This window comes from Turneriella parva DSM 21527 (assembly GCF_000266885.1).
Taxonomy (GTDB): domain Bacteria; phylum Spirochaetota; class Leptospiria; order Turneriellales; family Turneriellaceae; genus Turneriella; species Turneriella parva.
Genome location: NC_018020.1, coordinates 768,584 through 791,464, shown reverse-complemented (window position 1 = coordinate 791,464; position 22,881 = coordinate 768,584). Strand labels below are relative to the sequence as shown.

27 protein-coding genes are annotated in these 22,881 nt (G+C 53.5%); 11 read left to right on the top strand and 16 right to left on the bottom strand.

Annotated elements, in window-relative coordinates:
• Positions 1-33: 33 nt before the first annotated feature.
• From TURPA_RS03725 to TURPA_RS03710, 4 genes are read left to right on the top strand one after another with little or no spacing between them, the layout of a single operon-like run.
• Positions 34-417 (top strand): hypothetical protein, encoded by a 384-nt coding sequence (locus tag TURPA_RS03725; protein ID WP_014801944.1) that lies wholly within the window; start codon positions 34-36, stop codon positions 415-417.
• Positions 414-692, top strand: a complete 279-nt coding sequence (locus TURPA_RS03720; protein WP_014801943.1) for a hypothetical protein — start codon at positions 414-416, stop codon at positions 690-692. The genes TURPA_RS03725 and TURPA_RS03720 overlap by 4 nt, the downstream gene beginning before the upstream one ends.
• Positions 689-1,132 carry a GNAT family N-acetyltransferase gene (locus TURPA_RS03715; protein ID WP_014801942.1) on the top strand — a complete coding sequence of 148 codons (444 nt, stop codon included), beginning with the start codon at positions 689-691 and terminating at the stop codon, positions 1,130-1,132. Before TURPA_RS03720 ends, TURPA_RS03715 begins: the two co-directional genes overlap by 4 nt.
• Positions 1,133-1,153: 21 nt before the next feature.
• Positions 1,154-1,840, top strand: coding sequence for a ClpP family protease (locus tag TURPA_RS03710; RefSeq protein WP_014801941.1), 687 nt, complete (start codon positions 1,154-1,156; stop codon positions 1,838-1,840).
• A 3-nt stretch (positions 1,841-1,843) separates the two neighbouring features.
• On the opposite strand, the gene TURPA_RS03705 is transcribed toward TURPA_RS03710, so the two are convergent.
• From TURPA_RS03705 to TURPA_RS03660, 10 genes are all read right to left on the bottom strand, one after another.
• A complete protein-coding gene (locus TURPA_RS03705; RefSeq protein WP_014801940.1) occupies positions 1,844-3,040 on the bottom strand; it encodes an HD-GYP domain-containing protein in 1,197 nt (398 codons plus the stop codon).
• 112 nt (positions 3,041-3,152) lie between these two features.
• Positions 3,153-3,410 carry an EscU/YscU/HrcU family type III secretion system export apparatus switch protein gene (locus TURPA_RS03700; RefSeq protein ID WP_014801939.1) on the bottom strand — a complete coding sequence of 86 codons (258 nt, stop codon included), beginning with the start codon at positions 3,408-3,410 and terminating at the stop codon, positions 3,153-3,155.
• A gap of 36 nt (positions 3,411-3,446) precedes the next feature.
• Positions 3,447-4,004 (bottom strand): hypothetical protein, encoded by a 558-nt coding sequence (locus tag TURPA_RS03695; RefSeq protein ID WP_014801938.1) that lies wholly within the window; start codon positions 4,002-4,004, stop codon positions 3,447-3,449.
• Positions 4,005-4,046: 42 nt separating this feature from the next.
• On the bottom strand, positions 4,047-5,024 hold the full coding sequence (add, locus tag TURPA_RS03690; RefSeq protein WP_014801937.1) for an adenosine deaminase: 978 nt from the start codon (positions 5,022-5,024) through the stop codon (positions 4,047-4,049).
• Positions 5,025-5,110: 86 nt separating this feature from the next.
• Positions 5,111-6,025, bottom strand: coding sequence for a patatin-like phospholipase family protein (locus tag TURPA_RS03685; protein WP_157210384.1), 915 nt, complete (start codon positions 6,023-6,025; stop codon positions 5,111-5,113).
• On the bottom strand, positions 6,004-6,729 hold the full coding sequence (locus tag TURPA_RS03680) for a HesA/MoeB/ThiF family protein (protein WP_014801935.1): 726 nt from the start codon (positions 6,727-6,729) through the stop codon (positions 6,004-6,006). The genes TURPA_RS03685 and TURPA_RS03680 overlap by 22 nt, the downstream gene beginning before the upstream one ends.
• A gap of 10 nt (positions 6,730-6,739) precedes the next feature.
• Positions 6,740-7,726 (bottom strand): hypothetical protein, encoded by a 987-nt coding sequence (locus TURPA_RS23305; RefSeq protein ID WP_014801934.1) that lies wholly within the window; start codon positions 7,724-7,726, stop codon positions 6,740-6,742.
• 15 nt (positions 7,727-7,741) lie between these two features.
• On the bottom strand, positions 7,742-8,230 hold the full coding sequence (locus tag TURPA_RS03670; RefSeq protein ID WP_014801933.1) for a HEAT repeat domain-containing protein: 489 nt from the start codon (positions 8,228-8,230) through the stop codon (positions 7,742-7,744).
• 34 nt (positions 8,231-8,264) lie between these two features.
• On the bottom strand, positions 8,265-9,230 hold the full coding sequence (locus TURPA_RS03665) for a polyprenyl synthetase family protein (RefSeq protein WP_014801932.1): 966 nt from the start codon (positions 9,228-9,230) through the stop codon (positions 8,265-8,267).
• Positions 9,231-9,280: 50 nt separating this feature from the next.
• Entirely contained in the window at positions 9,281-10,270 is a 990-nt protein-coding gene (locus TURPA_RS03660; RefSeq protein ID WP_014801931.1) for an SPFH domain-containing protein, read from the bottom strand.
• A 288-nt stretch (positions 10,271-10,558) separates the two neighbouring features.
• Between TURPA_RS03660 and TURPA_RS03655 the strand changes: the two genes are divergently transcribed.
• The 6 genes from TURPA_RS03655 to TURPA_RS03630 all read left to right on the top strand — a co-directional run bounded on the left by TURPA_RS03655 (position 10,559) and on the right by TURPA_RS03630 (position 16,011).
• Positions 10,559-11,842, top strand: coding sequence for a lectin-like protein (locus TURPA_RS03655; protein ID WP_014801930.1), 1,284 nt, complete (start codon positions 10,559-10,561; stop codon positions 11,840-11,842).
• 57 nt (positions 11,843-11,899) lie between these two features.
• Positions 11,900-12,832: a lipase secretion chaperone gene (locus tag TURPA_RS03650; RefSeq protein WP_014801929.1), complete on the top strand. Its 933-nt coding sequence runs from the start codon at positions 11,900-11,902 to the stop codon at positions 12,830-12,832.
• Entirely contained in the window at positions 12,829-13,269 is a 441-nt protein-coding gene (locus TURPA_RS03645) for a CBS domain-containing protein (protein WP_014801928.1), read from the top strand. Before TURPA_RS03650 ends, TURPA_RS03645 begins: the two co-directional genes overlap by 4 nt.
• Positions 13,270-13,432: 163 nt before the next feature.
• Positions 13,433-14,278: a hypothetical protein gene (locus tag TURPA_RS03640; RefSeq protein WP_014801927.1), complete on the top strand. Its 846-nt coding sequence runs from the start codon at positions 13,433-13,435 to the stop codon at positions 14,276-14,278.
• Positions 14,279-14,396: 118 nt separating this feature from the next.
• The gene (locus TURPA_RS03635; RefSeq protein WP_157210383.1) at positions 14,397-15,728 is read left to right on the top strand and encodes an adenylate/guanylate cyclase domain-containing protein; all 1,332 of its coding nucleotides are present in this window, start codon (positions 14,397-14,399) and stop codon (positions 15,726-15,728) included.
• Positions 15,729-15,768: 40 nt separating this feature from the next.
• On the top strand, positions 15,769-16,011 hold the full coding sequence (locus TURPA_RS03630) for a lipoyl domain-containing protein (protein ID WP_014801925.1): 243 nt from the start codon (positions 15,769-15,771) through the stop codon (positions 16,009-16,011).
• 30 nt (positions 16,012-16,041) lie between these two features.
• Here the strand turns inward: TURPA_RS03630 and TURPA_RS03625 are convergent, their stop codons facing one another.
• From TURPA_RS03625 to arsC, 5 genes are read right to left on the bottom strand one after another with little or no spacing between them, the layout of a single operon-like run.
• Positions 16,042-16,404: a hypothetical protein gene (locus tag TURPA_RS03625; RefSeq protein WP_014801924.1), complete on the bottom strand. Its 363-nt coding sequence runs from the start codon at positions 16,402-16,404 to the stop codon at positions 16,042-16,044.
• A gap of 32 nt (positions 16,405-16,436) precedes the next feature.
• A complete protein-coding gene (locus tag TURPA_RS03620) occupies positions 16,437-17,321 on the bottom strand; it encodes a DMT family transporter (protein ID WP_014801923.1) in 885 nt (294 codons plus the stop codon).
• Entirely contained in the window at positions 17,321-18,004 is a 684-nt protein-coding gene (locus TURPA_RS03615) for a 5'-methylthioadenosine/S-adenosylhomocysteine nucleosidase family protein (protein WP_014801922.1), read from the bottom strand. The genes TURPA_RS03620 and TURPA_RS03615 overlap by 1 nt, the downstream gene beginning before the upstream one ends.
• Entirely contained in the window at positions 18,001-18,666 is a 666-nt protein-coding gene (locus TURPA_RS03610) for a phosphopantothenoylcysteine decarboxylase domain-containing protein (RefSeq protein ID WP_014801921.1), read from the bottom strand. Before TURPA_RS03610 ends, TURPA_RS03615 begins: the two co-directional genes overlap by 4 nt.
• 26 nt (positions 18,667-18,692) lie before the next feature.
• On the bottom strand, positions 18,693-19,100 hold the full coding sequence (arsC, locus tag TURPA_RS03605) for an arsenate reductase (glutaredoxin) (protein WP_014801920.1): 408 nt from the start codon (positions 19,098-19,100) through the stop codon (positions 18,693-18,695).
• Positions 19,101-19,220: 120 nt separating this feature from the next.
• Here arsC and TURPA_RS21365 point away from each other — a divergent pair, with 120 nt between their 5' ends.
• Positions 19,221-21,545 carry a putative bifunctional diguanylate cyclase/phosphodiesterase gene (locus TURPA_RS21365; protein ID WP_053332110.1) on the top strand — a complete coding sequence of 775 codons (2,325 nt, stop codon included), beginning with the start codon at positions 19,221-19,223 and terminating at the stop codon, positions 21,543-21,545.
• Between the two features lie 36 nt (positions 21,546-21,581).
• On the opposite strand, the gene TURPA_RS03595 is transcribed toward TURPA_RS21365, so the two are convergent.
• Positions 21,582-22,838 carry a hypothetical protein gene (locus TURPA_RS03595; RefSeq protein WP_014801918.1) on the bottom strand — a complete coding sequence of 419 codons (1,257 nt, stop codon included), beginning with the start codon at positions 22,836-22,838 and terminating at the stop codon, positions 21,582-21,584.
• Between the last annotated feature and the right edge of the window lie 43 nt (positions 22,839-22,881).

The following is a 22,881-nucleotide window of genomic DNA, read 5'->3' as shown; positions in this document are numbered from 1 at the left end:
TTGCCATAGCATTGGGGGCAATGGCCTTAGCGCATGCTTATTCAACTGATTGTCATGTTCGGGGTTTTCTGCCTCCTGCTCTACGCGCTCAATAAGGCGATGCCTGATTTTCATATCGAAGCCGGGGCGATTCCCGTGGCGGCGCTGATTCTTGTCGGGGTGAATGTGGTTGTCGGGTTCTTGCTCGGCGGTACGGCGACTGTGCTCAATATTGCGACCTTAGTCATTGTGAAAAAGCTACTCAACTTCATTTCGCTCGGGCTCTTTAGCCTGCTCGTCAGTTTCATCTTTAACGTCATCATTTTCTGGGTGGCCGATAAGCTCACCGATCGTCTCACGATTAAATCTGCGCGCACGCTGATGGTGAGTGCCGCTGCGCTGCAATTCACGAACTTTATAATCAGAAAGTTTGTATGAAACCGAGCAGCCTATTCGCTTTCGTTCTGTTGACGGTCGCCCTGGCAGCGCAAGAACCTGCAGTCCCTGAAAAACAACCGTGCAAGACACCGGCCTACAACAATGAGCGGCCAACACTCTCAGGGCTCGACCTAACACCGCAAGAAAAAAAAGACATAGCAGCCCTCGCAAAACGCGGCCGCAAGATCGATGCGATACGCATCATGCGCCGTTGCGGCGACATGAGCCTCAAAGAGCAGAAGGTGATCGTCGACGCGCTGTTCTCAAACTATTGATCGGCGCAGAGATAAGGGTCGCCACCCGCGGCGATCTACCGGTCATTGCTTGGCTCGATGCGCAAATTTTCGGTTCTTCAGCGTATTCAGACGAACAGTGGCAATCTGAAATTCAATCAGACGCCGTGACCATTTATCTTGCCATAACCGATGGCTCTGCCGTTGGGTTTTGTTCAGCTGCCCGGGCTGGCGATGATTACGAGATCCACAAAATTGGTGTGCTCACTGCACACAGGCGTCGCGGGCTCGCAAACGAGCTTCTGCGTTTAACGGAGTCGCAGATTTCGGGCGGGCGGTGCCTCATCGAAGTAGCAGCCCAAAATATCTCTGCCGTTCGATTTTATGCAAAGGCCGGTTTTAGCGAATTTGCGCGGCGCAAACGCTATTACGCCAACGGTGACGATGCGATACTGATGCAGAAATTTCTGTCCGTCCTGTGACGCAAATCGTATATTGCAGGTATGCAGCTCAACCCGTTTGAAATCCGCTTCGACGAAGAAGAAGGCGAAAATAAAAAAGAAGACCGCCCGGCGCCGCTGCGCGAGCGCTTGGCAGAAGGTTTTCTTGAAAAGCGCCAGATTTTTCTCTGGGGGGCAGTCACTGACAAAACGGCTGAAATGCTCGTCGAGCGCATGATGTTTCTCGAGGCGACCGACCCAGGTAAGCCAATTTATTTCTTCATCAATTCACCAGGCGGAGTGATTTCTTCGGGCATGGCAATTTACGATGTCATGAACATGATCTCATCACCGGTTTATACCATCACCATGGGCATGGCAGCTTCGATGGGGGCTATTCTTCTCACCGCAGGCGAAAAAGGCCATCGTTACGCATTCGAGCATGCGAAGGTCATGATACACCAGCCGCTCATCAGCGGGCAGATTATCGCACCCGCAATCGACATCAAGATTCACGCCGAAGAAATCAAGAAGACCCGGGCAGAACTCAATCGCATTCTGGCAGAGACCACCGGGCAGCCGCTGTCACGTATTGAAAAAGACACCGACCGCGACTACTATCTCGACGGCAAAGGTGCAGTCGAATACGGCCTCGCCGACAAGGTGCTGACGAATTTCAGCGAACTCGGTATGGTGAAATCGAAGGCTGAAAAAGCCGCGAAAGAAACCAAACCTAAGAAGGGAAAGTAATTCTCAGACGAGCTGCTTCATCAGCTGCTCGTATTCCATGTCGAGATTCAGATCGGCATCTTCGGGATATTTAGCTTTTGAAATGAATTTGTCTGCCGCATAGAGCAGGTGCGCAAACTCCACTTTCGTCGGGCGGTTGTTCTTGGCGTCACGCAGAATCCAGACGACGGGGCGCATTGGCTTGCCTTTTACAGCGTAAACGACCATACCCGTAGAACCGTCAGAGAGCTCGACGATTGAACCCAGCGGGTAAATTGCATGCGAGTCAAGAAATGTCTTCAGGTAGACAGGGTCGTAGCGATAGATGCCAAGCGTCAGAAGTTCTTTCATCGCGTCGTAAGGCAGACGGTTTTTGCGATAGGGCTTGCGCGAGATAATGGCGCTGAACGAGTCAATGATCGAAGCGACGCGCGTGTACTCTGACATTTCTGCGCCCTTGATTTTTCGCGGGTAACCCGACCCGTCGTAATGTTCCTGGTGTTGCAGCGCGACTGACGCAATCGTGTTCTTAATTTTTGCAATCTGCGTCAGCATCTGGTAGCCATGCACGGGATGCGCGTGTATAATCTGCAATTCGGTCTCGTTCAGCTTTTCAGCTTTGTCAAGAATCGTCTGCGGTACCTTGAGCATACCGACATCCATGAGTAATATGGCAAAAAGCATTTCGACTATCTTCGGCCGCGAAAAATCAAGCGCGAGCCCGAGCCGCGCCGCGTACATGGCGCAACCAATAACGTGCTTGTAGACGTTTGGGTCGACGATGTACTCTGCGACAAAAATGACAATCAGCGGATTATCGGTAACCAGATTGGTAATTTCTTCAGCCTTGCTGCGCACTTCATTAGACTGCGGGTTATTGTTGCTGTTGATGCGCTCGTAAAAGTTTTTGAGCACAATCTCGGTTGAAGCCGCGAGGTTGTTGAACGAAGGTTTGAGCTTGATCAGGTTCTTCAGGTCTTTTTTCAGATTCTTGATGTCGAGTTTCTGCTGCCCGTCCATAAACTCGGCTTCGTCTTTCTTCGAGGCATAGACGGGTTCACCCGCCGACAAGACCTCTTCGATTTTCCACTTGTTGAGGCGATCGAGGTCACTCTGCGTAACGATAACGTTCGCCGCGGCGAGCATGTTCGTCGGGTCGATATAAACCGGTTTCGTGAAAGACACGCCCGGGCGCAAAAGTTTGACCTGATAGCGGGTCATATATAAGTTTCGGTATGTGCCACTGCAATTTCAAGCATAATAGTAAAATCTGGCGCCCGTACGCGTTCTCTCTTAGCTTATCGGCCAAGGGTAAAGAGTCCGCAAAAAAAGGCTACTTTCGTGGCTTTTCGCACTCCGCGATAAGATACGCATAAATTCGGGCAACTGCAAGATAAATGTCTTTGGGTATCGCACTATTGACTTTGACCGATTTTAGAGTCAACAACAGCGATTCTTCTTGGTCGGTTTCAATCTTGACGCCCCGCTGTTTTGCCACCTCGATCAGATGCCGGGCCGCGTCGCCTTCTGCGTACCAGCGTACAACCGGGGCTTCGGCACCGTTAAACTCGAGCGCGCAGGCCCTGAGCACTTCGCGCAGCTTGTCTTTCGTGTGGATTTCGATCGTCTAGTTTACCAGACTCTGTATGGCTTCTGGGCGCAGTTTCGAGAAAATATCTTTCGTTTCGCTAAAATCTTTCATGATTTTAGAATTGTCGATGGCAACATCACGCTCTGTGTCAGCCGATGCGGGCTCAAACATGCCGGCAGAGAGAATATTCTGAATCTGAATTTCTTTCTTGATGAGGTTGTTGCGCAGATTCGACACAATCTGCGCCGCTTCGCTGCGAAATTCATCCATATTTTGCCCTTCGCGCAGGTCGATACTCGTCTTCGGAAACTGCTCGTTCATGAAGCGCTTCAGCTCTTTCTGCCAGCTAGAACCTTCGTTAACCTGATTCAGAAAACCGATCTGAATCTGGCGCATCGAAATACCTGTCTGCAGGTCGCGAATCTCTTGCTGCAGGCTTAAGACCTTGCTGCGCATGGTGTCGAGGCTGACCTGCGAGCGGTTTTCGACTTTAACGCCGTCAACGGGTTTGTCGAGGGCTTTAGAATCTTCGCTGCCTGCATTGAGCTGGGCACTCTGGGCCCATTTCAGCATGTCGCTTCGCTTGACGTCCATGCGTATGGGTAACACGGTATATTCAACGTGTCAATACTTTCGTCAGCTGAGCCGGGCCGCGACTTGCTCTCTGAGGGTCGCCTTCAGGGTGGCGTCGCAAAACGCCTGGTCGATCGAGTTTAGCAGCAATTCTCTCTGGTCGGCCACCGAAAGATTGTATTCTCTTAATGCGACGGCCCACTCGTGGTTCAGGTCGATGCCCGATACCGAAGGGTCGTCGGTATTCAACGTCACCTTAAGGCCGGCTGCCCTGAGCTTCATGAAAGGGTGCGCAGCGTAGCTCGCGGCGTTGCCCGTCTGCAGGTTGCTCGTAAGGCAAACCTCAAGACCAATCTTTTCGTCGGCGAGGCGCCGCATGAGCCGTTCGTCTTCTATCGAGCGAATGCCGTGGCCGATACGCCGCGCATGAAACAGGTCGATTGCGTCGTAAACAGATTGTGGCCCGGCAGCTTCGCCTGCGTGGATAGTTATGGGTATGCCCAGCTGGTGTGCTCTGTCAAAAACCGGCGCATATTCCCGGCAGGCATATTTCGATTCGTCACCCGCAAGGTCGATGCCGCACACACCGTGCGCATGAAACTTCTGATAAAGGTCAACGAGTTCTTGAACGTGCTGAATCGGGGCGTTTCTGAGAGCACACAATATGACCCTCACGGGTGCGCCTTTGCCTGCGGCGATGCCCTCGACGACTGCCTGGGTAACCTGCTCCGCACTGTACGCGTCGCCCGTAAAAAGGTGCGGACCGAACCGGGTTTCAAGGTAGAGCACGCCGCCTGCTGCCATGCGCGCCGGCAGTTTCTGTGCCTGATCGCGCAAAAAATTCAGATCTTGCGCAATATCGTAGAAGAAATTGAAAACTGCAAGAAAATCGGTGAGAGTATTGCAGTCTTGCGGTACCTGGCATCTCGCAGCGAATTCTTCTGCTGACAGCTTGCCCTGCGCCAGATTGCGGCGCTTCGCTTCTTTATAGAGGGTTTCGGTTTCGAATGCTCCGTCGAAATGGTGATGTAAGTCAATCATACAGAGCCTGCCCTGAGCGTAGTCGAAGGGTCAAAATGGTGGTGAAGATCAATCATATGGACGTACGTGGTGCAGCCAGAATCTAATTACCTCAGCCTGTTGTGGCGAATAAAAAGCTGTGCCTCATGATAACCCTGTTCTAGCAAGCGCACAATCTTTTTCTGATCGAATTCGTATTGCTGCATTTCGAGCGGCAGCTTTGGGCGCAGTAATAAAAGTTTTTTGGCCTTGCGTTTGCGCGAGTTTTCGGCCCTTGTTATCGCGTCGTCGGCCTGGCTGCGAAAGAAGATGCTGAGCGTGCGCAGGGCAATCTGGGCTGTGTTCACCAGCGGTTCTTTCGGGTACGATTCAGGTTCCATGCTGATCGCAATCACGGCATCGACTTTTTTATGTTCTACCGCCTCAACCGGCGTGTTACGCACGAGGCCGCCATCCATATAGAGTTCGTGGCCGATCTGCACCGGTGGAAAAACCCCCGGCACTGCGGCAGATGCGAGAATATATTGCTGCAGCTCGGTATCAGTTTTCGCCTCGCCGCCAGAGAAGTAGTGCAGCTTGCCCGTATTGAGGCTGATCGCGGCGCAGATATATTCACAAGATGCCTGTTGAAGGTCTTTGATGCGAACATGCTCTTCGACGAGCTTGCGCTGCAATTGGTCGGTGAGCAGTGACGGGCTTGCCGAGAAGAATAATTTCGTGAACGATTGAATGGTGATGAGTCGCCTCTGGTCGATCTCTTGCCAGAATTTGAGCATGGTGCCAATGCTTCGGGTGGCCGTCAGGTAACCGTTGAGAGCGCCGATTGAACTGCCGGCAACGCAGCGCACTTCAAGACCGGCTTCAAAAATTGCCCTGATCGCACCGGCCTGGTATGCGCCCAGAGCAGCGCCGCCCGACAAGACCAGCGCGTAACTTCTTGCAGGCGGGCGCCGTGCGGGCTTTTTCGCCGGTTTGCGCTTGGCTGTTCGGGGCTTTTTCTTCATAAAGTTGTGTTCGGGCAATCTTGTCTTTTTTTAACGCGAATGCTTCGGCAATTATTTTTCTCAAACAACCAGAGCTTACCTTCTTCTTGCGGGCTCAGAATCTGGCCAATCGCAATCTGCGCCGCAGTCGCCGCCACCACGGCGGGAAAAGTCGTCAGAATGCCATCGCTCGCGCAGGTCGGCAGATCTTTTTCATCGACGCTGCCGAACAAACAGGCATAACAGGCCGCACGATGACCGTTGATAAGCATAGCATGGCCCTGCGCATTGCCCAAGGCCGCAATCACAGCGGCGCGTTTAGCAGAAAGTGACAAACGGTTCACCAGAAGCTTTGTTTCGACGCTGTCGCTACCTTCGCAAACGATGTCTGCTGCAGAGAATCTTGCTGCGTCGGCCTGAACAAGGTGGCGATCGAGGGCAATCACCTGAATATGAGGATTCAGATCTTTCAAAATTTCGGCCGCGACAATTGCCTTGTTTTCACCCACATGGCGTTCACGAAAAAGTAACTGCCGGCCGAGATTACTCGTTTCAACCTTGTCACCATCAAAAATTTCGATAGAGCCGATACCCGATGCCGCGAGAAGCGGTAGAAGGGTCGAGCCAATGCCCCCGGCGCCCACGACAAGCACCCGTGCATCTTTGAGTTTTTTCTGCCCGGCGGCACCGTGCAGCAGAATCTGGCGGCTGTAGCGCTCGAGCTCTTCTTTGCTGAAGTTCAAGGCGGCAGCCTCAGTTGCTGTGCTTGCGCAGAATGGCCGCCCAACCTGTAAGCATTGCCTGCTGGCTACCCAGCAACCGGTCGCGGTCAACAGCTTCACGCGCGAATGCAATGACAAAAGCTATGCGACAGAATTTCTTTTTGCCGCCAATAGTCACGGGTGCTACGACATAACAATAATGGCTCAGACGCGTGCCATTATCGGTGAAAAGCAGGCAGGCAACGTCATGGTTTTTTACCGTGTTGTCTTCGCGTTCGGGCCGCCACGGGCCCTGGCGCGACAGAAAAGATGAAATTGACTTTCGGTAAACTTTGTGCGCCAGATCAGAATCAAGGGCAAGTTCAGAAAGTTCGTAAAATACTTCCATTTCGGCGAGCCCCGCTGCATCGGTAAAGAGAGCGCGATTATCGCGGCGCGTGACTTCGACATAACCCGCAGGCATCGTCAGCGCGAGCAGGGCGGGTTCGCGCGTTTCATTCTCTTCAGTGAAAACTCTCTTCTGCGCAAACAGCGGTGCAGATTTCAGCAACGGCGATTTTTCAAGCTGCATCTTGCGAAACTCGGTGAGCAGAGACAACACCAGCGATTTTGCCCTTTCAGTGTTTTCACCGATTTGTGGAGAGCAGATATCGATGGAATACTGTTCGCGCGAGTGATAGCCACAGATGAGCGAGCGCTGCTGGTTCTTTGCATCGCCCTGAATTTTGTAGAGGCGGCCCGAAGCCCATTTGTCAAGCGTTTCAGCCTTGAGGCTCTCGGCCATGGCTTCAAATATCTTGCCGGTCAGTTGCCAGTCGAGGGTGCGCGTGACAGTGCCGCGTAAAAAAAAGTCGTCGCTCTTGCACAAGAAGGCTATTCGCCCAGCCTGCACTGTGAACTGTATGTTGCGGGGCGCTTCTTCTGCGAGTGAGAATTTGCAGTCGGTTGCGGTCTGTGACTGGGCGCTAAGGCTCAGGCAAAAAAAAAGGAGCAGTGCTAACCCCGCTCCTTTTTTCATGAAAACCGGCACGAATTATTTCGGAGCTTCGGCTGGTGCTGCAGGCGCAGCTTCTTTTTTAGGCACAATCTTGCGAATGCGGGCGACGATGTCGCTGATATAGATATCGGATGCGCCTTTACTTTCGCAGAATTCAACCGCCTTCAACAGGTCTGCATTGTCAGTGTCTTTCAGGTTCAGCAGCGCGAGCAGACCGGTGTAGATGACGTGGTTGTCTTTGTCGTTCTCAATCGCTTCTTTCAGAATTGTCGTTGGGCGGCCTTTGGTGTCCATGCGGCCGAGAGCTGAAGCTGCGGCGATTCGAACCGCTGTGCTGCGGTTGCTTTTAACGACTTCACCGAGCGGTTCGATGGCGTCTTTGACACCGTCGCTTCCGAGGTTTTGCGCTGCTGCGATCGCGACCCCATCATCTGCAGACTTCAGGTCGGCGATATATTCGGCTTTATCTTTGGCGCTGAGAGCCAGTATAGGTGCAACAAGTAGCAGCAATGCGATCTTTTTCATGAATGATTCCCCCTTCGGAATGCAGCATAATGGGTTAGGGCGGCGCTACGGCAAGAATTTTTTCAAACTCAGTGCGAATGGTCTCGCGCGGCGCTTTCTCGGGTAATCGGGCGAGGCCCGCCAGAATCTCGCGCTGCATTCGGCCGAGGTCTTCGCCGCACCGTTCGGCGACATTGTGTTTGGCCATCAGCGGCATTATTTCGCCCAATGCCGCTGCCGCGTCACCGGCTTCGGCTCGCCGCCACAGAACTTCAATGCGTGCCCGCTCGGCCTTATTTGCAGCGGCGAGCAGGTAGTGTAGCGGCTGTGTCACGATGCCGTTGCTGAAATCTTGCAATCCGCGCTTTTTGAGCCTTGCGGCGTCGAAATAGTCGAGGTAGTCGTCACGGTATTGGAAAAAGCGGCCGAACGCAAGCCCCAGCTCTGCAGTTTCTGAACGGTAGAAATCCCCCTCGCCGCGCATGACTGCCACGAGCGCCCCCGCAGCGCGAAACAAGACTGCTGTTTTGCCATCGACGACCTCGGCATGTGTCTGGCGCGAGGTCTTGAGGTTAAAGTGCTGCTGCATCTGCAACAGTTCGGCAGCCGACAGCGCCTTAATCGCATCGGTGAAGATATTCATGTAGTCGCTGTTGCCGAGGTTGCTCAACGCCTTGAGCCCCGACGACAGCAGATGATCGCCGCCGAGCACGACCGCCTTGTTGCCAAAAAGTTTCGCACCCGTCGGTTTCGAGCGGCGCTCTTCTGCACCGTCGACGACGTCGTCGTGCAACAGGCTGGCTGCGTGCACAATTTCGAGCAGCGAACCGAGTCGAATCAGTTCACGGTCGTCGAGTCGGTACGACTTGCCGAGGTAATACTGAAACAGCGGGCGAATGCGTTTGCCGCCGCTCGCCACGACGTAACGCTGCAGCTGTTTGAGAATGGGCATCTTGCCCTGCAGAATCTGCGATATTTGTTTGTTCGTGTCACTGATGACACGTGCGGGCGAAAGCAGCACTCGATTTCAAATACCGGGCCGTTGCGTAGAGATGCAACGGCCCGACGGAATCACATCGATTCGAGAATCTTCGCCTTTTTCGCGTTGAACTCGTCTTGCGTGATGAGGCCCTGATCGAGCATGCCTTTGAGCTTTTGGATTTTAGCCATCGGGTCATCTGCCGCCGGTTGTGCGGGTTGACCGCTGACGTTCATCTGGCCCATCATGTTGCCCATCATCTGGCCCATGCCCATGCCCATGCCGGCCTGCATCATGCCACCGCCGGCGCCTTCGTTCTTGGCAGACGCTTCGCCGATGTCGAGCATGCGCTTCTGCGCGTACTGGTCGCCGAGAATGTTCATCTGTGCCTTGTCGGCTTTTGCCTGCTGCAGCGCCTTGAAGCCCGGGTCGTCTTGTGGAATGTTGAGCGATTCGATTTCGAACTGCTCGATCGCAATGCCGAATTTTTCAAACTTCTTCGCGAGCAGCGGCTTGAAGGCCTCTTCAATTTTTGAACGCTGCGTGTTGATGCGAATGATGTCGATGTTCTGTTCATGCACAACCTGCGACAAGAGTTCTTCGATGTCAGACACGATCGTGCTCAGCATCAGGTCTTGAATACTGTCGGTTGTGGTTTTACCCTGTGTGCCGATCACTTCTTTGACGAAGACGCGCGTGTCGACCACGCGAATGCCATAGACGCCAAAGGCGCGCAGGTTGGTGATGATGCCGAATTTAGGGTCTTCTACCTGAATCGGGGTTTTGGTACCCCAGCCAATGCCCTGTTTAATCTGCTTCGAAATAAACCAGACTTCGGCCGCAAACGGTGTGTCACCGCCGAAAGCCATATTCACAAACTTTTCGAGCAGCGGAATGTTGTTCGATTTAAGGGTATAGGTACCTGGCCCAAAGAGGTCGTGGCACTGGCCGCCTTTAAAGAAAATAGCCTCTTGCGATTCGGCTACGATCAGCTGTGCGCCCCAGGTAATACCTTCGTCGGGAAACTTCCACGCGATGTCGTCAGCGCCGCCGTTAAATTTTAATCTGTCAACTAGTGCCATTTTTTTACCTCTTTCGGGATCAAAGTTACAAGACCATATAACAATAACTGCATGGCGTTGCCAATAAATTTGTGAATTTGGCACCTAGTTACTGTTTCGCCGCGAAAAATGCAAAATCGCAACTATGTACCTCAAAAATGGGGCGGTGCCAAAAAATTATGACGATTTTTGACGGATTGTTCATTGTTCGGCGGGCGCTTTTTTTGAAACATATTGACACTTTGACGCGGGTGGTGTCAGTTCTTGCCGGGCAAACGCCCAATAGCATGTGAGGGAGTTAACAATGATATGAAAGCAACACGAGGTGTTCTATTTTTACTCGCGCTGGGTGCCGCATTTTTCGCGGTGAATGGCTCAAGCAGCAAACCCAAGCCCGAATCGCCGGTCGACATCTACCAGCGTTCGTGGGAGAAAAAAGCGCTCGGTCAGCAGCGCGCACTGGAAGCGAACCTTCCTTTAAAAGACAGCACGTTTCTGCACTCGCACAACACCTATAACGCCTCGGCGTATACAACGGCTTTCAGTTATATCGACCCAAACCACAATTTTTCTGTGGGAGACCAGCTGCGCCTCGATATGCGCGCGATCGAGTTCGACGTTCACTGGTATTTCAGCATGGAAGGCTGGCCATGGGAATGGGGTAACCGCCCGCTGTTGTGCCACGGCCAAAGCAACCACGTCGGATGCAGCACGTACGACCGCCATTTGTCGAAAGGTGTGGCCGAACTCAATTCGTTCATACGCGCCAACCGATCTGAAGTTGTCATTCTTTACATCGAAGAGCATCTCGACGGCAATTACCAGGCGGCGCTCAATGTCTTGAAATCGGCATTCGGCGATCTGGTCTACCGGCCCACTACCACCTGCCAGGATGCACCGGTTAACGTCACGCGCCAGCAGGTGCTGAACGCCGGCAAAAACATCATACTGTGGAGCGGCAGCTGCGGTACTGGCGAATGGCAGAACTGGGTGTACGTCAAAAACAACGCAGTGCCTGAATCAAATGTTTCAAAATTCACTTCATACCCCGATTGCGGTTCGGCTGCAATGGGCGCAGACGCGTACGCGAACAAGATGGTGCGTTTCTATGAAGACCGTACCAATCTGACAGCCTGGTTCGGCGGCGGCTCAGGCAAGACGACTACCGCAAATATTCCTGAAATGCTGAAGTGCGGCGTCAATCTGCCGGGTTACGATATGGTCAGCCCCAACGACGGCCGCCTCGCTGCGGCGGTATTCAGCTGGGCGCCTGGCGAACCGAACGACTATGGCAGCAACGAAGACTGCGTTATGCAATATTCGAACGGCCGTTGGAACGACGCCAACTGCAACAACCGTTACCGTTTCGCCTGCGTGAACGCCGCTGGTCAATGGCGGGTTTCAAATGCCGCTGGCGTGCATAGCGACGGCGCTGCTGTCTGCAGCAATGAGACCGCAGGTGCTTACCAGTATGCTGTACCCAAGAATGGGCAGCAGAACCAGCGACTCGTCGAGGCGAAGCGCGCGGCAAATGTCGGCGACGTCTGGGTGCGCCTGAACGACCGGGCGACCGAAGGCCGTTGGGTCGAGTAAGCCAGAAATTCAGTTTTTAGGGGTAGCTCCGCTACCCCCAATTCTCTATACATCCTCATGGAAATTTTGAAGCGCTACCGCTGGCCGCTGTTGATGGTGGTCGTCGCGTTGCTTGGCTATCGGCTGTTCTTTCATGACCCGGCGGGCAAGGCGAACATGGCAGCGGTGGGCATAGAGCGGTTTCCTTACCCCACTGACCGGCTGCAAGAATCGCAGGGTGAATACCTTCTAAAAGAAATTCAAGAGGGCAGAATTGATCTGCCGCTCGAGTTGGTGCGCCTACGGCGTGATTGTGCCGGCGAGCTCGATGAAACCGCGTGCCACGAGAAGATAAGGCAGCTGATTCAAGACCTGCCGGGCAAAGACAAGGGCAGGTTGCTCGAGCTCTTCGAGCAATATCTGCAGTTCGAAGAAAAAATGAGGCAAAACCTGCCTGCAAATTTCGCGCAGCTGTCGAACCAGGAAAAATACAAACTCATGAAAAAGGCGCGCCGCGAGTTTTTTGGCGAGGCCAATGCGAATCTGATCTTCGGTCTCGAAGAAGCGCGCATTGCCCTGCAAGAAGAACAGAACAAGTTCGGCTCTTTTGAGTATACGAATCTGCCGGCAGATGAGCGTATGCGGCTCTATAGCGAGCGCAAGAAAGAAATTCTGGGTCCGTATTTTCAGGCGACACTCGAGCGCGAGCCGCCCGACATCAAATATGGCACCGAGCTGATGCTGGTGCAGACTGACATTTCCCGTCTGCCCGAAGTCGAGAGGGCAAGAGTTCTGGGTGAGCTGCGCGTGAAACATTTCGGCCCCGTCGAGGCGCAACGGCTCGAACAGCAAGAAAAACAGGCGTTGCAGGCCGATGCAGAATCGCTTGCGAAAATGGACAGGTTTCTCGCAGCCGAAAAAGAATATCTGCGCAATAACCCCGCCAAAAGCGACAGCGAAAGGCAGGCGGCTATCGAAGAGTTGCGCCGTAAGTATCTGGGGCAACCATGAGATATTCTGATACCCTCACCGTCGGCGAGCTGATGCACCGCAACGTCGTCACCGCGCGCGCGGGCGATAACGTTGAAGCGACCTACACGGCGATGATCGCGGGGCGTTTCAGGCACATGCCGGTTGTCGACGCAAAGGGCAAGTTGCTCGGTATTCTCTCAGACCGCGATCTGCGCAACGTGCTTGTTTTTATCAACGAGGCAGACGGCAAAAAATCGGTTGTCGGTGATCGCCAGCTCACCGTCGAGAAGGTGATGACCCGAGACCCCATGACTGTCGAGAGTGAAGACTCGGTGCGCACCGTGGTCAAAATCATGGTAAAGCATAAAGTCGGATGTCTACCCGTATGCGATGCGGCCGGCGTATTGCAGGGCCTTGTCACAGAAACGGATCTACTGCGCCTGCTCGAAGAGCTGCTCACCACGGGCGCGAAGTGACATAACGAGGCAGTCGCAGCTAAACATAAGTTTCACTATTTCGATTTAAGATTTACGTTTCGAACGCCGACATAGAATATAGTAAGCTCTGAACAGAACGCAGGCACTTAAAGTGCCCAGGCTGTTTTAGGGCATGACATAACGGCAACGGAAGGAGAACGAAATGAAAAAGCTATTATCAGCAGTTGCGCTGCTCACAGTATTCGCAGCATCAGCAGCTCTGTATGCACAGCCTGCGGCGGCTAAGCCAGCGGCAGACGCAAAAAAAGACGAGAAAAAAGACAATCCGGCGGACGAAAAAGAGGCGAAATGGTATAACCCAGACTACCGCCCTTACGTTGCGTCATTTGACGAACTCTATAAACTCGGCGACGACTTCGCGAACAACAAATTTCGCCTCGCGCTCTCGAACTACCAGACCGGTCGTTCAATTCTGGATAAAATGCGCGAAGAAGTTCAGCGCAACAAAGAAGAGTGGGCAGACGCAAAGTACCTGAACGAAAAGTGGTACTGGCAGACAATCGACCGCAAAATGCGCGAAGAGCGTATTCTGCTCGAGAAAAAAGGCCGTGCCAAAATCAAAGCCGTTACCTACTTCACACGCGCTATCAACCACCTCGACGAGATTCAGAACCGATCTTTCCGTGAAAAGCAGCAGATGAAAGATCTGACAGCTGCGGTTTACCGCGACTGGATTATCGCTCAGTACGACCTCGGCAACCTGCCGCAGACTATCGACCTGCTCGAGCGCTATCTGAAGATCGACCCCGCATTCGAAACAGAAATTTCTCCGCACAAATACCTGGCCTCAGGTTATGGCTTTAAAGAAGCTGTAGCAGAGAAATACAACAAAGGCACAGAGGCAGAACGCATCTTCTTTAAGAAGAACAAGAACAAGCACCTGCTGCGTGCAACCGAACTGAAGTACAAGAAAGATTCTCCGGAGTACGAGCATATTCTTGAACTCGTAAACCGCGACGAAATCATCGCGACGAAACCTTCTCCGTAAGACATGGATGTCTGAGGTTTTCGCCGCACACGATGTGCGTTTAAGCGAAAACCTTAAGACAGTCTTCACGGGGTTGCCGGATAGTCGAAAGCCTCGCCAGAAATGGCGGGGTTTTTTTGTGTTTGCAGCGCGCGATAAATCAAATTATCTGCAGCGCGTGCGGCATACCGAACAAGAGAACATCGACTCGCTTGTGAACCGGCAAATGAACGACACCCTCAAAAAAGGGTCACTCGCTTCATGCCTTATGGGCTTCGTTTGTGGCGGAGTTCTTTATGCTATGACGCTGGCAGGCCTCGTCAAGGGTATCGACGTGCCCATTCTGTGGACTATCATCGGTGGTGCCTATTCGGGCGCGGTATGGCTTTTGGCGCGAGCGCGGCGTATTCAAAGCCGCAGCACCTGGTTTGTCATGCTGGGATTCTGCACACTGCCAACGTCGATCTATGTGATCGCGTGGTTTATGCTACCTTCGGGCACAGCGACCTATATCACGGGCCCGCCGGGATATCTCTATTTTTTTCTGATTGTGCTTACAGGTTTCGCGTTCGATTTCAGGTTGTCGCTTGTCGCAGGTATTTTTTCAGCCATACAATACAGCGTAGCCGCCCATCTTGCGGTTGAAAGCCTTGCGCTCGTTAAACATCCTGATGCGTTGCTTCTGCAAGATCTGACGCAAGAGAGTTTCTACCATTTCAAGTCGCTGATGATGGCGATGACTGGCATGACAATCGGGATAGTCAGTCGTCACGTGCGTAATCTCATTGAAGATTCGCTCGAAAAGCAGCGCGAAACCTTGATGGTGTCGCGGCTTTTCGGCCAGTTCGTCTCGAACGAAGTCAAAGACAAGATTTTGCTTTCAGCGGGGCATGTGAGCGCGGGCGAAAAAAAGACCGTCGCGATTCTGTTTTGCGACATTCGCGGCTTTACAAGTTTCAGCGAGAAAGTTGCGCCTGAGCACGTCGTCGAATATCTTAACGAATACCTCGACGCGATGGTGCGCGCGATCAATGCGGCAGGCGGCACGATCGATAAATTTATCGGCGATGCCATCATGGCAGTTTTCGGGGGAGTTATGCCCGTCGAAAACGCCTGCGACGCAGCGTTGGCTGCGGCACTGCTGATGCGCGCCGCGCTGAACGAGCTGAACGCCCGGCGCAGCGCGGCCGGACTCAGCGAGATTCGAAATGGCATAGGCCTGCACTATGGCGAGGTTGTTCAGGGGGCGATTGGCAGTGCTGAGCGCAAAGATTTCACGGTGATCGGCGACGCGGTGAACTCGGCCTCGCGTATTGAAGGGCTGTGCAAAGAGCTGAAAACCGATCTGGTGTTTTCAGATTCCATTTACCGCGCCGCATCGTCTGCGGTGCAGGCGCGTTGTCGCCGCATTGGCGAAGCGCAGGTCAAAGGGCGCGAACAGCCACTTGCGCTGTGGACAATCGACGCCTGAATTGTTGTTTACGGGTGTCACACAAAAACAACGCGAATTCATGGCGCGCATCATTGAGCTGAAGATTCCCGATATTGGCGGCAACGACGGTATTGAACTCGTTAAATGGAACAAGCAGCCGGGCGACACTTTCAGCGCGGGTGATGAGCTCTGCGAACTGGTCACAGACAAGGCAGCGTTTGCCCTTGAGGCGCCGAAAGAGGGAAAACTGGTAGAGATCTGTATCGCCGAGAAGGCTCACCCGAAAGTGGGCGAGCTCGCGGCGCGGGTTGAAGTCGAATAGGTTCTGATTGGTTGCTTTTTCAGAAGTTTTTCAGAGCTCTTTGTTCACGCGTTGCACTGAGCAGAACTTCTGTTCGAAACTGCAGTAGAATATACGGCCCGTGATTCGAATCGGGCCCGATTCGGCGGGCAGTTCAATACCCTTGAGCTGGCTGAAATACTTCGCGTCTTCTTTCGCTGTTGCGCCTTTGAATGCCTTAACGACTTTGAGTGTTTTGCCCGTAGTTACCGAACTGATCGTCAGTTCATGTTTGCCATCTTTCTGTACCCCATAACCCTTCTCAATCGACAGGGCGATTGTGCCAGGTTCGCGCACGAGGCGCACAACTTCGGCGCCAAACGCGAACAGGGAATAAGTTAAGGTTAAGGCTGCCAAAGCAAAGACTTGTCGCATAGGCATAGGTTATACAATTCTGGGCGTTGGGGTCAACTTTTTTGTTTGGGGTGGCCCAGAGACAGCAAAACATTCGACGCCAGCACGAGAATCGCGCCCAGACCTGCGCTGTACGTGAAGGCTTCGTTAAAGTAGAAAAGGCCGAAAGCCAGGGCAATCAGAATGCGCGTTGAAGATAGTATAGAGCCTTCAACAGCGCCCACCCAGGCGAACCCGTAAGTGAAGACCCATTGGCCGATGACGCCGCACACACCTGAAGCGAGCAGAAGCAGCCAGAATTTCATACTCGCTGCACTGTAATCGCTGACCGGGGTCAAAAGTGTTTCGGCGACAACCAGCAGCACCGTCACGAAGGTACCTAACAGGAATGTATAGTAGAGTACATTGAAGGTCGAGTCTGTCTTGCGAATCTGGCGAAGACTCATGACGCCCACGCCGGCAGTGACGCCCGAAGCAAGGCCCAATATGTCTGCTTTCTGAAATTGCAGCGCCGCGCCGCCGGTAGTGATGAGTGCTGCACCGGTGATTGCGGCAACGACCGAAAGCCATGCGGTCACCCTGTTTTTCTCACCAATAAAGATCGGTGAAAGTAACGCCACGAATGCCGGGTAAGTCATATTGAGTACATTGGCGTTCATCACAGAGCCGAAATGCGCTGCGTAGAGAAAGAAAACCACCGCAAGCACATTGCAGGCTGCGCGCAGGCTGAGCCACAGCCGGTTCTGTACCGCGACCCGACGCCGGTGAAAAAACATATAGAACAAGGGTAGCCCGAGCGCAAACCGGGCAACCGTATACCACGAACCTGGGGCAGAGAACTCTGTGCTTGCGAGGCGCACGAAGAATGTTGCGAGATAGAAAAGCAGCGCCGAGCAAAGAATAAAGAAAATGCCGCGCAGGTGATGGCGGTGCTGCATTAAGACTTAAGGTTAACCACGAGCCTCTCTGCGGCAGCGGCGATGGCGCGTGCGACCCGGTGCCGGCGCCAGAGAATGCGTGAGTAGTCCCAGATGCCGAGGCGCAGAATGTCGCGAAGAGTCGGGCGACCGGTGGGTCTGCGTAAGGTCATCTCGCGCAGCATCTGCTCTTTTTTCAGGTAAAGCTCTTCGCCTGCAAGGTCGTCGACGACACGCAGAGCATAGAATGGCACTGCAGCAAATTCTTTTTCAGCCGTGATGCCGGCGATTGTGTACGTTTCCATATCGAGAATATCAGCGCCGGACGTTTCGCGCAGCAATGCCTTCGAATCATCATCGGCGACGAGATGGCTAACGCTTACGCACTTGCGTACGCCCGTGGCAATTGTCAGCCACTTATGCCCGGGAGAAACGACTGCACCGACAAGAGCGCTATGCAGGTGCGCCATTTCAGCTGTTAGGCTTGCGCATGATCCACAATTGATGATGGCGTCGTAGCGGTGCAGTCGCAGAAAACGCCTCACCTGTTCGCGCGAGTGCACTCCGGGCCGCGTGAGAAAGAGGGCAGCACTCTTGCCGGCGAATTGGCCGCGGTAATGGAAGATGCCGGCTGACTTTACGCCGCGCATTTCTTTCAGAAAAAAGTGCGCTTCGGCGCGGGTTGCGACCAGCAGCGCGATCACAGGTTTAAACCGGCGTAGCTGGCGATGCAGCCGATAATGGTTCTGCCGAGTTGTTCTTTCGGCGCGTTGGCGAGTTCTTCACGCCGGCCATCGCGGTAAAACACAGTAAATTCATTGGTTGTCGATGCAAAGCCAGCACCGGTCTTCGACACGTCGTTCAAGAAGATCATGTCGAGTTCTTTGTCTTTCAGTTTACCGAGCGCATATTTTTCGGTCTCGTGCGTCTCAGCTGCAAAACCGATCAGAATTGCGCGCGGGGACAGCGATCGATTGCGTGCAGCCATGGTCTTTAAGATGTCTGGGTTGGGCACGAGGTTAATCTGCGGATTTTCCGTTTTTTTGATTTTGACCGGTGAACGAAACTGCGGTTTGTAATCGGCAGGCGCCGCTGCCATGACAAGTATACATCCCCCTGAGAGGTGGTCGCCGACAGCTGCCTGCATTTCATCTGTGCTTGTGACGCTGAAATTCTGTGCGCCGGTGACAGTCGCAAATTCGACGGGCACAGGGCCGGCGATGTAGACGACTTCGAACTGCCCGGTGGCAACAGCGGCCGCAGCGATCGAGTGGCCCATGCGGCCCGTACTCGGGTTTGATAAAAAACGGATCGGGTCGAAGTGCTCACGCGTCGGACCCGAGGTAACTATGATTTTTGTTTTCACAGATTACCCCGGCGAGGGTATGCGCGTCAGATGATGCGGCGAACGTCTTCGGGGGGGCGACCAAGCACTGCGCGCTGGCCTTTCACCACGATCGGGCGTTCGATAAGAATGGGATATTCGTTGAGATAACTCAGCAGCTCGTCGTCGGTCAGGTCTTTGTTTTTCAGCCCGAGGTCTTTATAGAGCGGTTCAGACTTACGAAAGATGTCGCGCGGGCGGCGGCCCATTTTGCGCAGCACTTCAGAAAGTTCTGCCTTCGTGGGTGGTTCTTCCATGTAGTTGCGAATTTCAGGGTCAATGCCCTTTTCTTTGATGATCTGAAGCGCTTCGCGGCTTTTGCGGCATTTCGGGTTATAGTAAATAGTTACTTTTGCGTGTGCACCCGCGTTTCCGTTCGCAGTCCCCTGCGGGGGAGCGCCTGAAAGTTTCGCCATATCGACAGAAAACGCGATTTAGACATGCTGTCAAGGAGAATGGGGTTTCACAGCCCGAAGTGGAAAGAATTGCCTATAAGGCTTTACACAAAGCGGCGCGCACCGTATATAGAGGGTTCGGTGAAACTCTTCAAGCGCCAGATTCTACCGGCACAGACGACAATTTCAGCCTCGACTATTGTGGGCGAGAACTATCAGAACCTGTGGAAGCTAAGATTGCTGACGCAGGCCCTGTGGATTGTTGCGGTGGGCAGCATTCTCATGATTGGGCTTTGGCTGATCAGAGTTGGGCGTCTCGACGTGGGCGGTACACTCGGGCTGGTGATGCTTTTTGCCAACCTGGCAGTGCTCGGTAAGCGCTCGAGCTGGCAGCTCAAGGGTGTGGTGCTGATTGCCGAGCTGACAATTGTCGGCATGTACTTTCCCCTGCTGATCGGCCTGCGCTACACAGCGCTCAGCATTGCCGGCGCCGGTGTCATGGTGAGTGCCGCTTTTTTCAACCGCCGTTCTGCATTCGCGCTCATCGCCATCGATGCGGCGCTAATTCTGCTTTATGGTCATCTCGCACAGACTGGCAGAATATTTCCCCAGACGGCGCCGCTTGCCGATGAAACAATCTTTTTGGCGTGGTTGAAGTCAGCCATTGTCTTTGTCACTGTCGGGTCGATGCTCACCGTGCTCATCGGCGGCCTCGTCGACTCACTCGAATCAGGCGCAGTGCGGTTGCGCCGACTTTCAGACATCGCGGCGGCCAGCGAGCTGAAATACCGGCAACTCGTCGATAGCGCACCTGAGGCGATTGTCTTGCTCGATATCGAAAGCGGCAAGTTCATTGACGTCAACCCGCAGGCAGAAAAGCTATTGGGATACACTGCGCAAGAATTGCTGCAAATCGGCCCGATCGATCTCAGTCCGCAAAAACAGGAAAATGGCCGAGAGTCAGCTGAACTCGCGCGCGAATATATTGCCAGTGCGATTGCAGGGGAAACGCCCGTATTCGAATGGTTGCACCATGATCGCGACGGTGTCTTATTGCCCTGCGAGGTAAGGCTGCAAAGACTCGAAACCGCCGATGGTATCTTCATTCGCGGCACCATGATTGATATTCGCGAGCGGCGAAAAGCGCAGGCGATCATACAGAGTCTTGCCCTGTACGATAATCTTACCGGTCTACCCAACCGTAAATTATTTCAAGACCGGTTGCGCCATGCGATTGCCACCAGCGAACGCGACCATAAGTATAGCGCCCTCTTCTTTATAGACGTAGACAATTTCAAGAATATCAATGATTCCAGTGGCCATGCAAGCGGCGATTACCTGTTAACCGTTGTCGCAGAGCGCATTACGGCTTGCGTCGGCGAGGGCGATACCGTTGCGCGCTGGGGCGGCGACGAATTTGTCGTGATCGCTGAAAACCTCAGCGAGTCGCTGACGCAGGCCGGTAAAAGCGCTGAGCTCATCGGTGAAAAGATTCTCAGCGCCCTGCGAGACCCGATTGAGAACCCTCACCAGCGCGGTCAGTTCTTTCAGAACACGGTGAGCATCGGCATGACGCTTTTATATGGCCATATACACACGCCCGAAGAGTTGCTCAAACGGGCGGATATAGCAATGTACCAGGCCAAGCTCGCAGGCAAGAACCGGCAACGCAATTTCGACGTCGACATGCAAAAACAGGTCGAAGAGCGGCTCGCGCTCGAAGGTGACCTGCGCCGTGCGGTGCAGAAAAGCCAGTTTGTTCTGCATCTGCAGGCGCAGTACAATAACGACCGCCGCATTTTCGGCGCTGAGGTGCTCGTGCGCTGGCTGCACCCGCAGCGGGGGTTGATTCTGCCGGGTGAATTTATTGCCGTCGCCGAAGAGACGGGCGATATCGTCGAAATCGGCAAATGGATTATCGAGACTGCCTGCCGCCAGCTGAAATCATGGCAGGGAAATGAAAAATTCAGAAATCTGGTGCTGGCGATCAATGTCAGCCCCAGACAGTTTCACGATCAGAGTTTTGTCGATTTCGTCAGCGAAGCCATAACCCGTTGGCAGATAGATCCCACTTTGTTGAAGCTAGAAATTACCGAGAGCCTCATGCTTGATAACATCGAAGTTGCACTTGAAAAGATGGCGATGCTGCGCGAATCAGGTGTCAGCTTCAGTCTCGACGATTTCGGGACAGGGTATTCGTCGCTGAGCTACTTGAAGCGCCTGCCGCTCAGCCAGCTGAAGATCGACCAGTCATTTGTGCGCGACGTCGCGCGCGAGAAGAACGACGCGACCCTCGTCAGAACGATTATCGGCATGGCCGAGAACCTGAACCTGAGTGTTATCGCAGAAGGTGTTGAAGAAGAGGCGCAGCTGCACCTGCTCGCGAAAATGGGCTGCCATGCCTATCAGGGATATTTTTTCAGCCGGCCTGTGGCCCTGACCGAATTTGAGCAGTTATTTGTCTGACAGGTTGCTGAAAAGCAACCTGCAAAAATCTTTTCCCTACTTGCCGTGCAGCGTTTCGTTGCCGAGAAGATCGATGACCTTGATCTGTGTCGCCTCGGCAGGTACTTTCACGTAATCATTGGCTTTCCACATTTTGTAATACTTGTCTTCGATCAGTTTTTCGCCCGCATAGATGCGTATGATAATCGGAAAGTTTTCGTCTTTCAAAGCGAGCCGCCGCTCGCCATTTTCAGCCGGCAATTCTTCAACCAACGGGCCACGCGCGTCGACCAGCATGCGGCGTTGTTGCGGTGCCTCGGTGTTGCCGGCCATATTGGTCGTGCGGTATTCGATGATATAGAAGCCTGACTGGTTTTGCGCAAATGAGTTCACTTCGATTTCATTCTCGTAATTCTGCCAAGCGCCTGCTGTGCTACCTTCAGCAAAGATGCGGTATTCGATCTTGTCGACGGCAGCGGGTGAATATTCGGGCATCAGCGCGATGCGAGTTTTGCCGCCCACGGTGAAGCCGCCGCGGCTATGCAAAAACGGCGCATAAAATTTCACGTAAGTTCGCGGTATGTCGGTATAGACCCAGAATATCCATGTATGGATCGGCTCACTGTCGCCCGGGTCGGCCGATTTGAAGAGCGTCATTTTGTACTGACCGGCGCGCAAGAACTGCACGGGGGCTTCGTACAGTTTTCTGCCATTCGTATTCTCAGGTGCGTCTTTTTCGGTGAGGCATTCCACTTCGTAATAAAGGGGTTTCACCGACGACAACTGGTCGGCGGCCACGCTGTTGCCGCGCAATATGTACTTTTGCCGGCCATTTCGATCGACAACTGCGGCGAAGATGTTTTGTTCGGGGACAGTCTGTGCGTCGGGCTTTTTGGGGGGCTTCTTGTCAGTATCGGTCTTTTGGCCATTCGTTGCAGGCTGCTTATCTGGTTTGGTCGAGTTCGCGGCCGATTTGACGGGGCGCTGAATTTGCACCACGTCGCCCCATGGCCCAAAAAGATTATCGCGGTAAGCAGAGCGCAGGCGAAAATAGCGAAAACGAACCGGCAGGTTACGCTTGATTTCGGTGCGCGTCACCTTCTCGCGCAGCGCTGTCGGGTCTTTTGCCTCTGAGTCTGTCGAAACTTCGTCGTTCTCTAGCCATTCGATCTGGTAAAAACGCGCATCGGGCCGGGCTTCAAGAATAATTCGAACAGGGTACGTTTCTTCAGAAGGTGCAGCCTGACCCACGAGGTTCACGGTAGCGAGAATGGCCAGAAAAAACAGGCCGAGCCTGAAGACGAGGGTGCGCATGTGCGCTCTCACTAAAGAAGCAAATCTTGATGTCAACCACAAG

What these genes read in the sequence shown, in the direction of transcription:
- TURPA_RS03725 (WP_014801944.1), top strand. Translation starts at nt 34, where the DNA reads ATGCTTATTCAACTGATTGTCATGTTCGGGGTTTTCTGCCTCCTGCTC.
- TURPA_RS03720 (WP_014801943.1), top strand. Translation starts at nt 414, where the DNA reads ATGAAACCGAGCAGCCTATTCGCTTTCGTTCTGTTGACGGTCGCCCTG.
- TURPA_RS03710 (WP_014801941.1), top strand. Translation starts at nt 1,154, where the DNA reads ATGCAGCTCAACCCGTTTGAAATCCGCTTCGACGAAGAAGAAGGCGAA.
- TURPA_RS03705 (WP_014801940.1), bottom strand. Translation starts at nt 3,040, where the DNA reads ATGACCCGCTATCAGGTCAAACTTTTGCGCCCGGGCGTGTCTTTCACG.
- TURPA_RS03695 (WP_014801938.1), bottom strand. Translation starts at nt 4,004, where the DNA reads ATGGACGTCAAGCGAAGCGACATGCTGAAATGGGCCCAGAGTGCCCAG.
- add (WP_014801937.1), bottom strand. Translation starts at nt 5,024, where the DNA reads ATGATTGACTTACATCACCATTTCGACGGAGCATTCGAAACCGAAACC.
- TURPA_RS23305 (WP_014801934.1), bottom strand. Translation starts at nt 7,726, where the DNA reads ATGAAAAAAGGAGCGGGGTTAGCACTGCTCCTTTTTTTTTGCCTGAGC.
- TURPA_RS03670 (WP_014801933.1), bottom strand. Translation starts at nt 8,230, where the DNA reads ATGAAAAAGATCGCATTGCTGCTACTTGTTGCACCTATACTGGCTCTC.
- TURPA_RS03660 (WP_014801931.1), bottom strand. Translation starts at nt 10,270, where the DNA reads ATGGCACTAGTTGACAGATTAAAATTTAACGGCGGCGCTGACGACATC.
- TURPA_RS03655 (WP_014801930.1), top strand. Translation starts at nt 10,559, where the DNA reads ATGAAAGCAACACGAGGTGTTCTATTTTTACTCGCGCTGGGTGCCGCA.
- TURPA_RS03650 (WP_014801929.1), top strand. Translation starts at nt 11,900, where the DNA reads ATGGAAATTTTGAAGCGCTACCGCTGGCCGCTGTTGATGGTGGTCGTC.
- TURPA_RS03645 (WP_014801928.1), top strand. Translation starts at nt 12,829, where the DNA reads ATGAGATATTCTGATACCCTCACCGTCGGCGAGCTGATGCACCGCAAC.
- TURPA_RS03640 (WP_014801927.1), top strand. Translation starts at nt 13,433, where the DNA reads ATGAAAAAGCTATTATCAGCAGTTGCGCTGCTCACAGTATTCGCAGCA.
- TURPA_RS03630 (WP_014801925.1), top strand. Translation starts at nt 15,769, where the DNA reads ATGGCGCGCATCATTGAGCTGAAGATTCCCGATATTGGCGGCAACGAC.
- TURPA_RS03625 (WP_014801924.1), bottom strand. Translation starts at nt 16,404, where the DNA reads ATGCGACAAGTCTTTGCTTTGGCAGCCTTAACCTTAACTTATTCCCTG.
- TURPA_RS03620 (WP_014801923.1), bottom strand. Translation starts at nt 17,321, where the DNA reads ATGCAGCACCGCCATCACCTGCGCGGCATTTTCTTTATTCTTTGCTCG.
- arsC (WP_014801920.1), bottom strand. Translation starts at nt 19,100, where the DNA reads ATGGCGAAACTTTCAGGCGCTCCCCCGCAGGGGACTGCGAACGGAAAC.
- TURPA_RS03595 (WP_014801918.1), bottom strand. Translation starts at nt 22,838, where the DNA reads ATGCGCACCCTCGTCTTCAGGCTCGGCCTGTTTTTTCTGGCCATTCTC.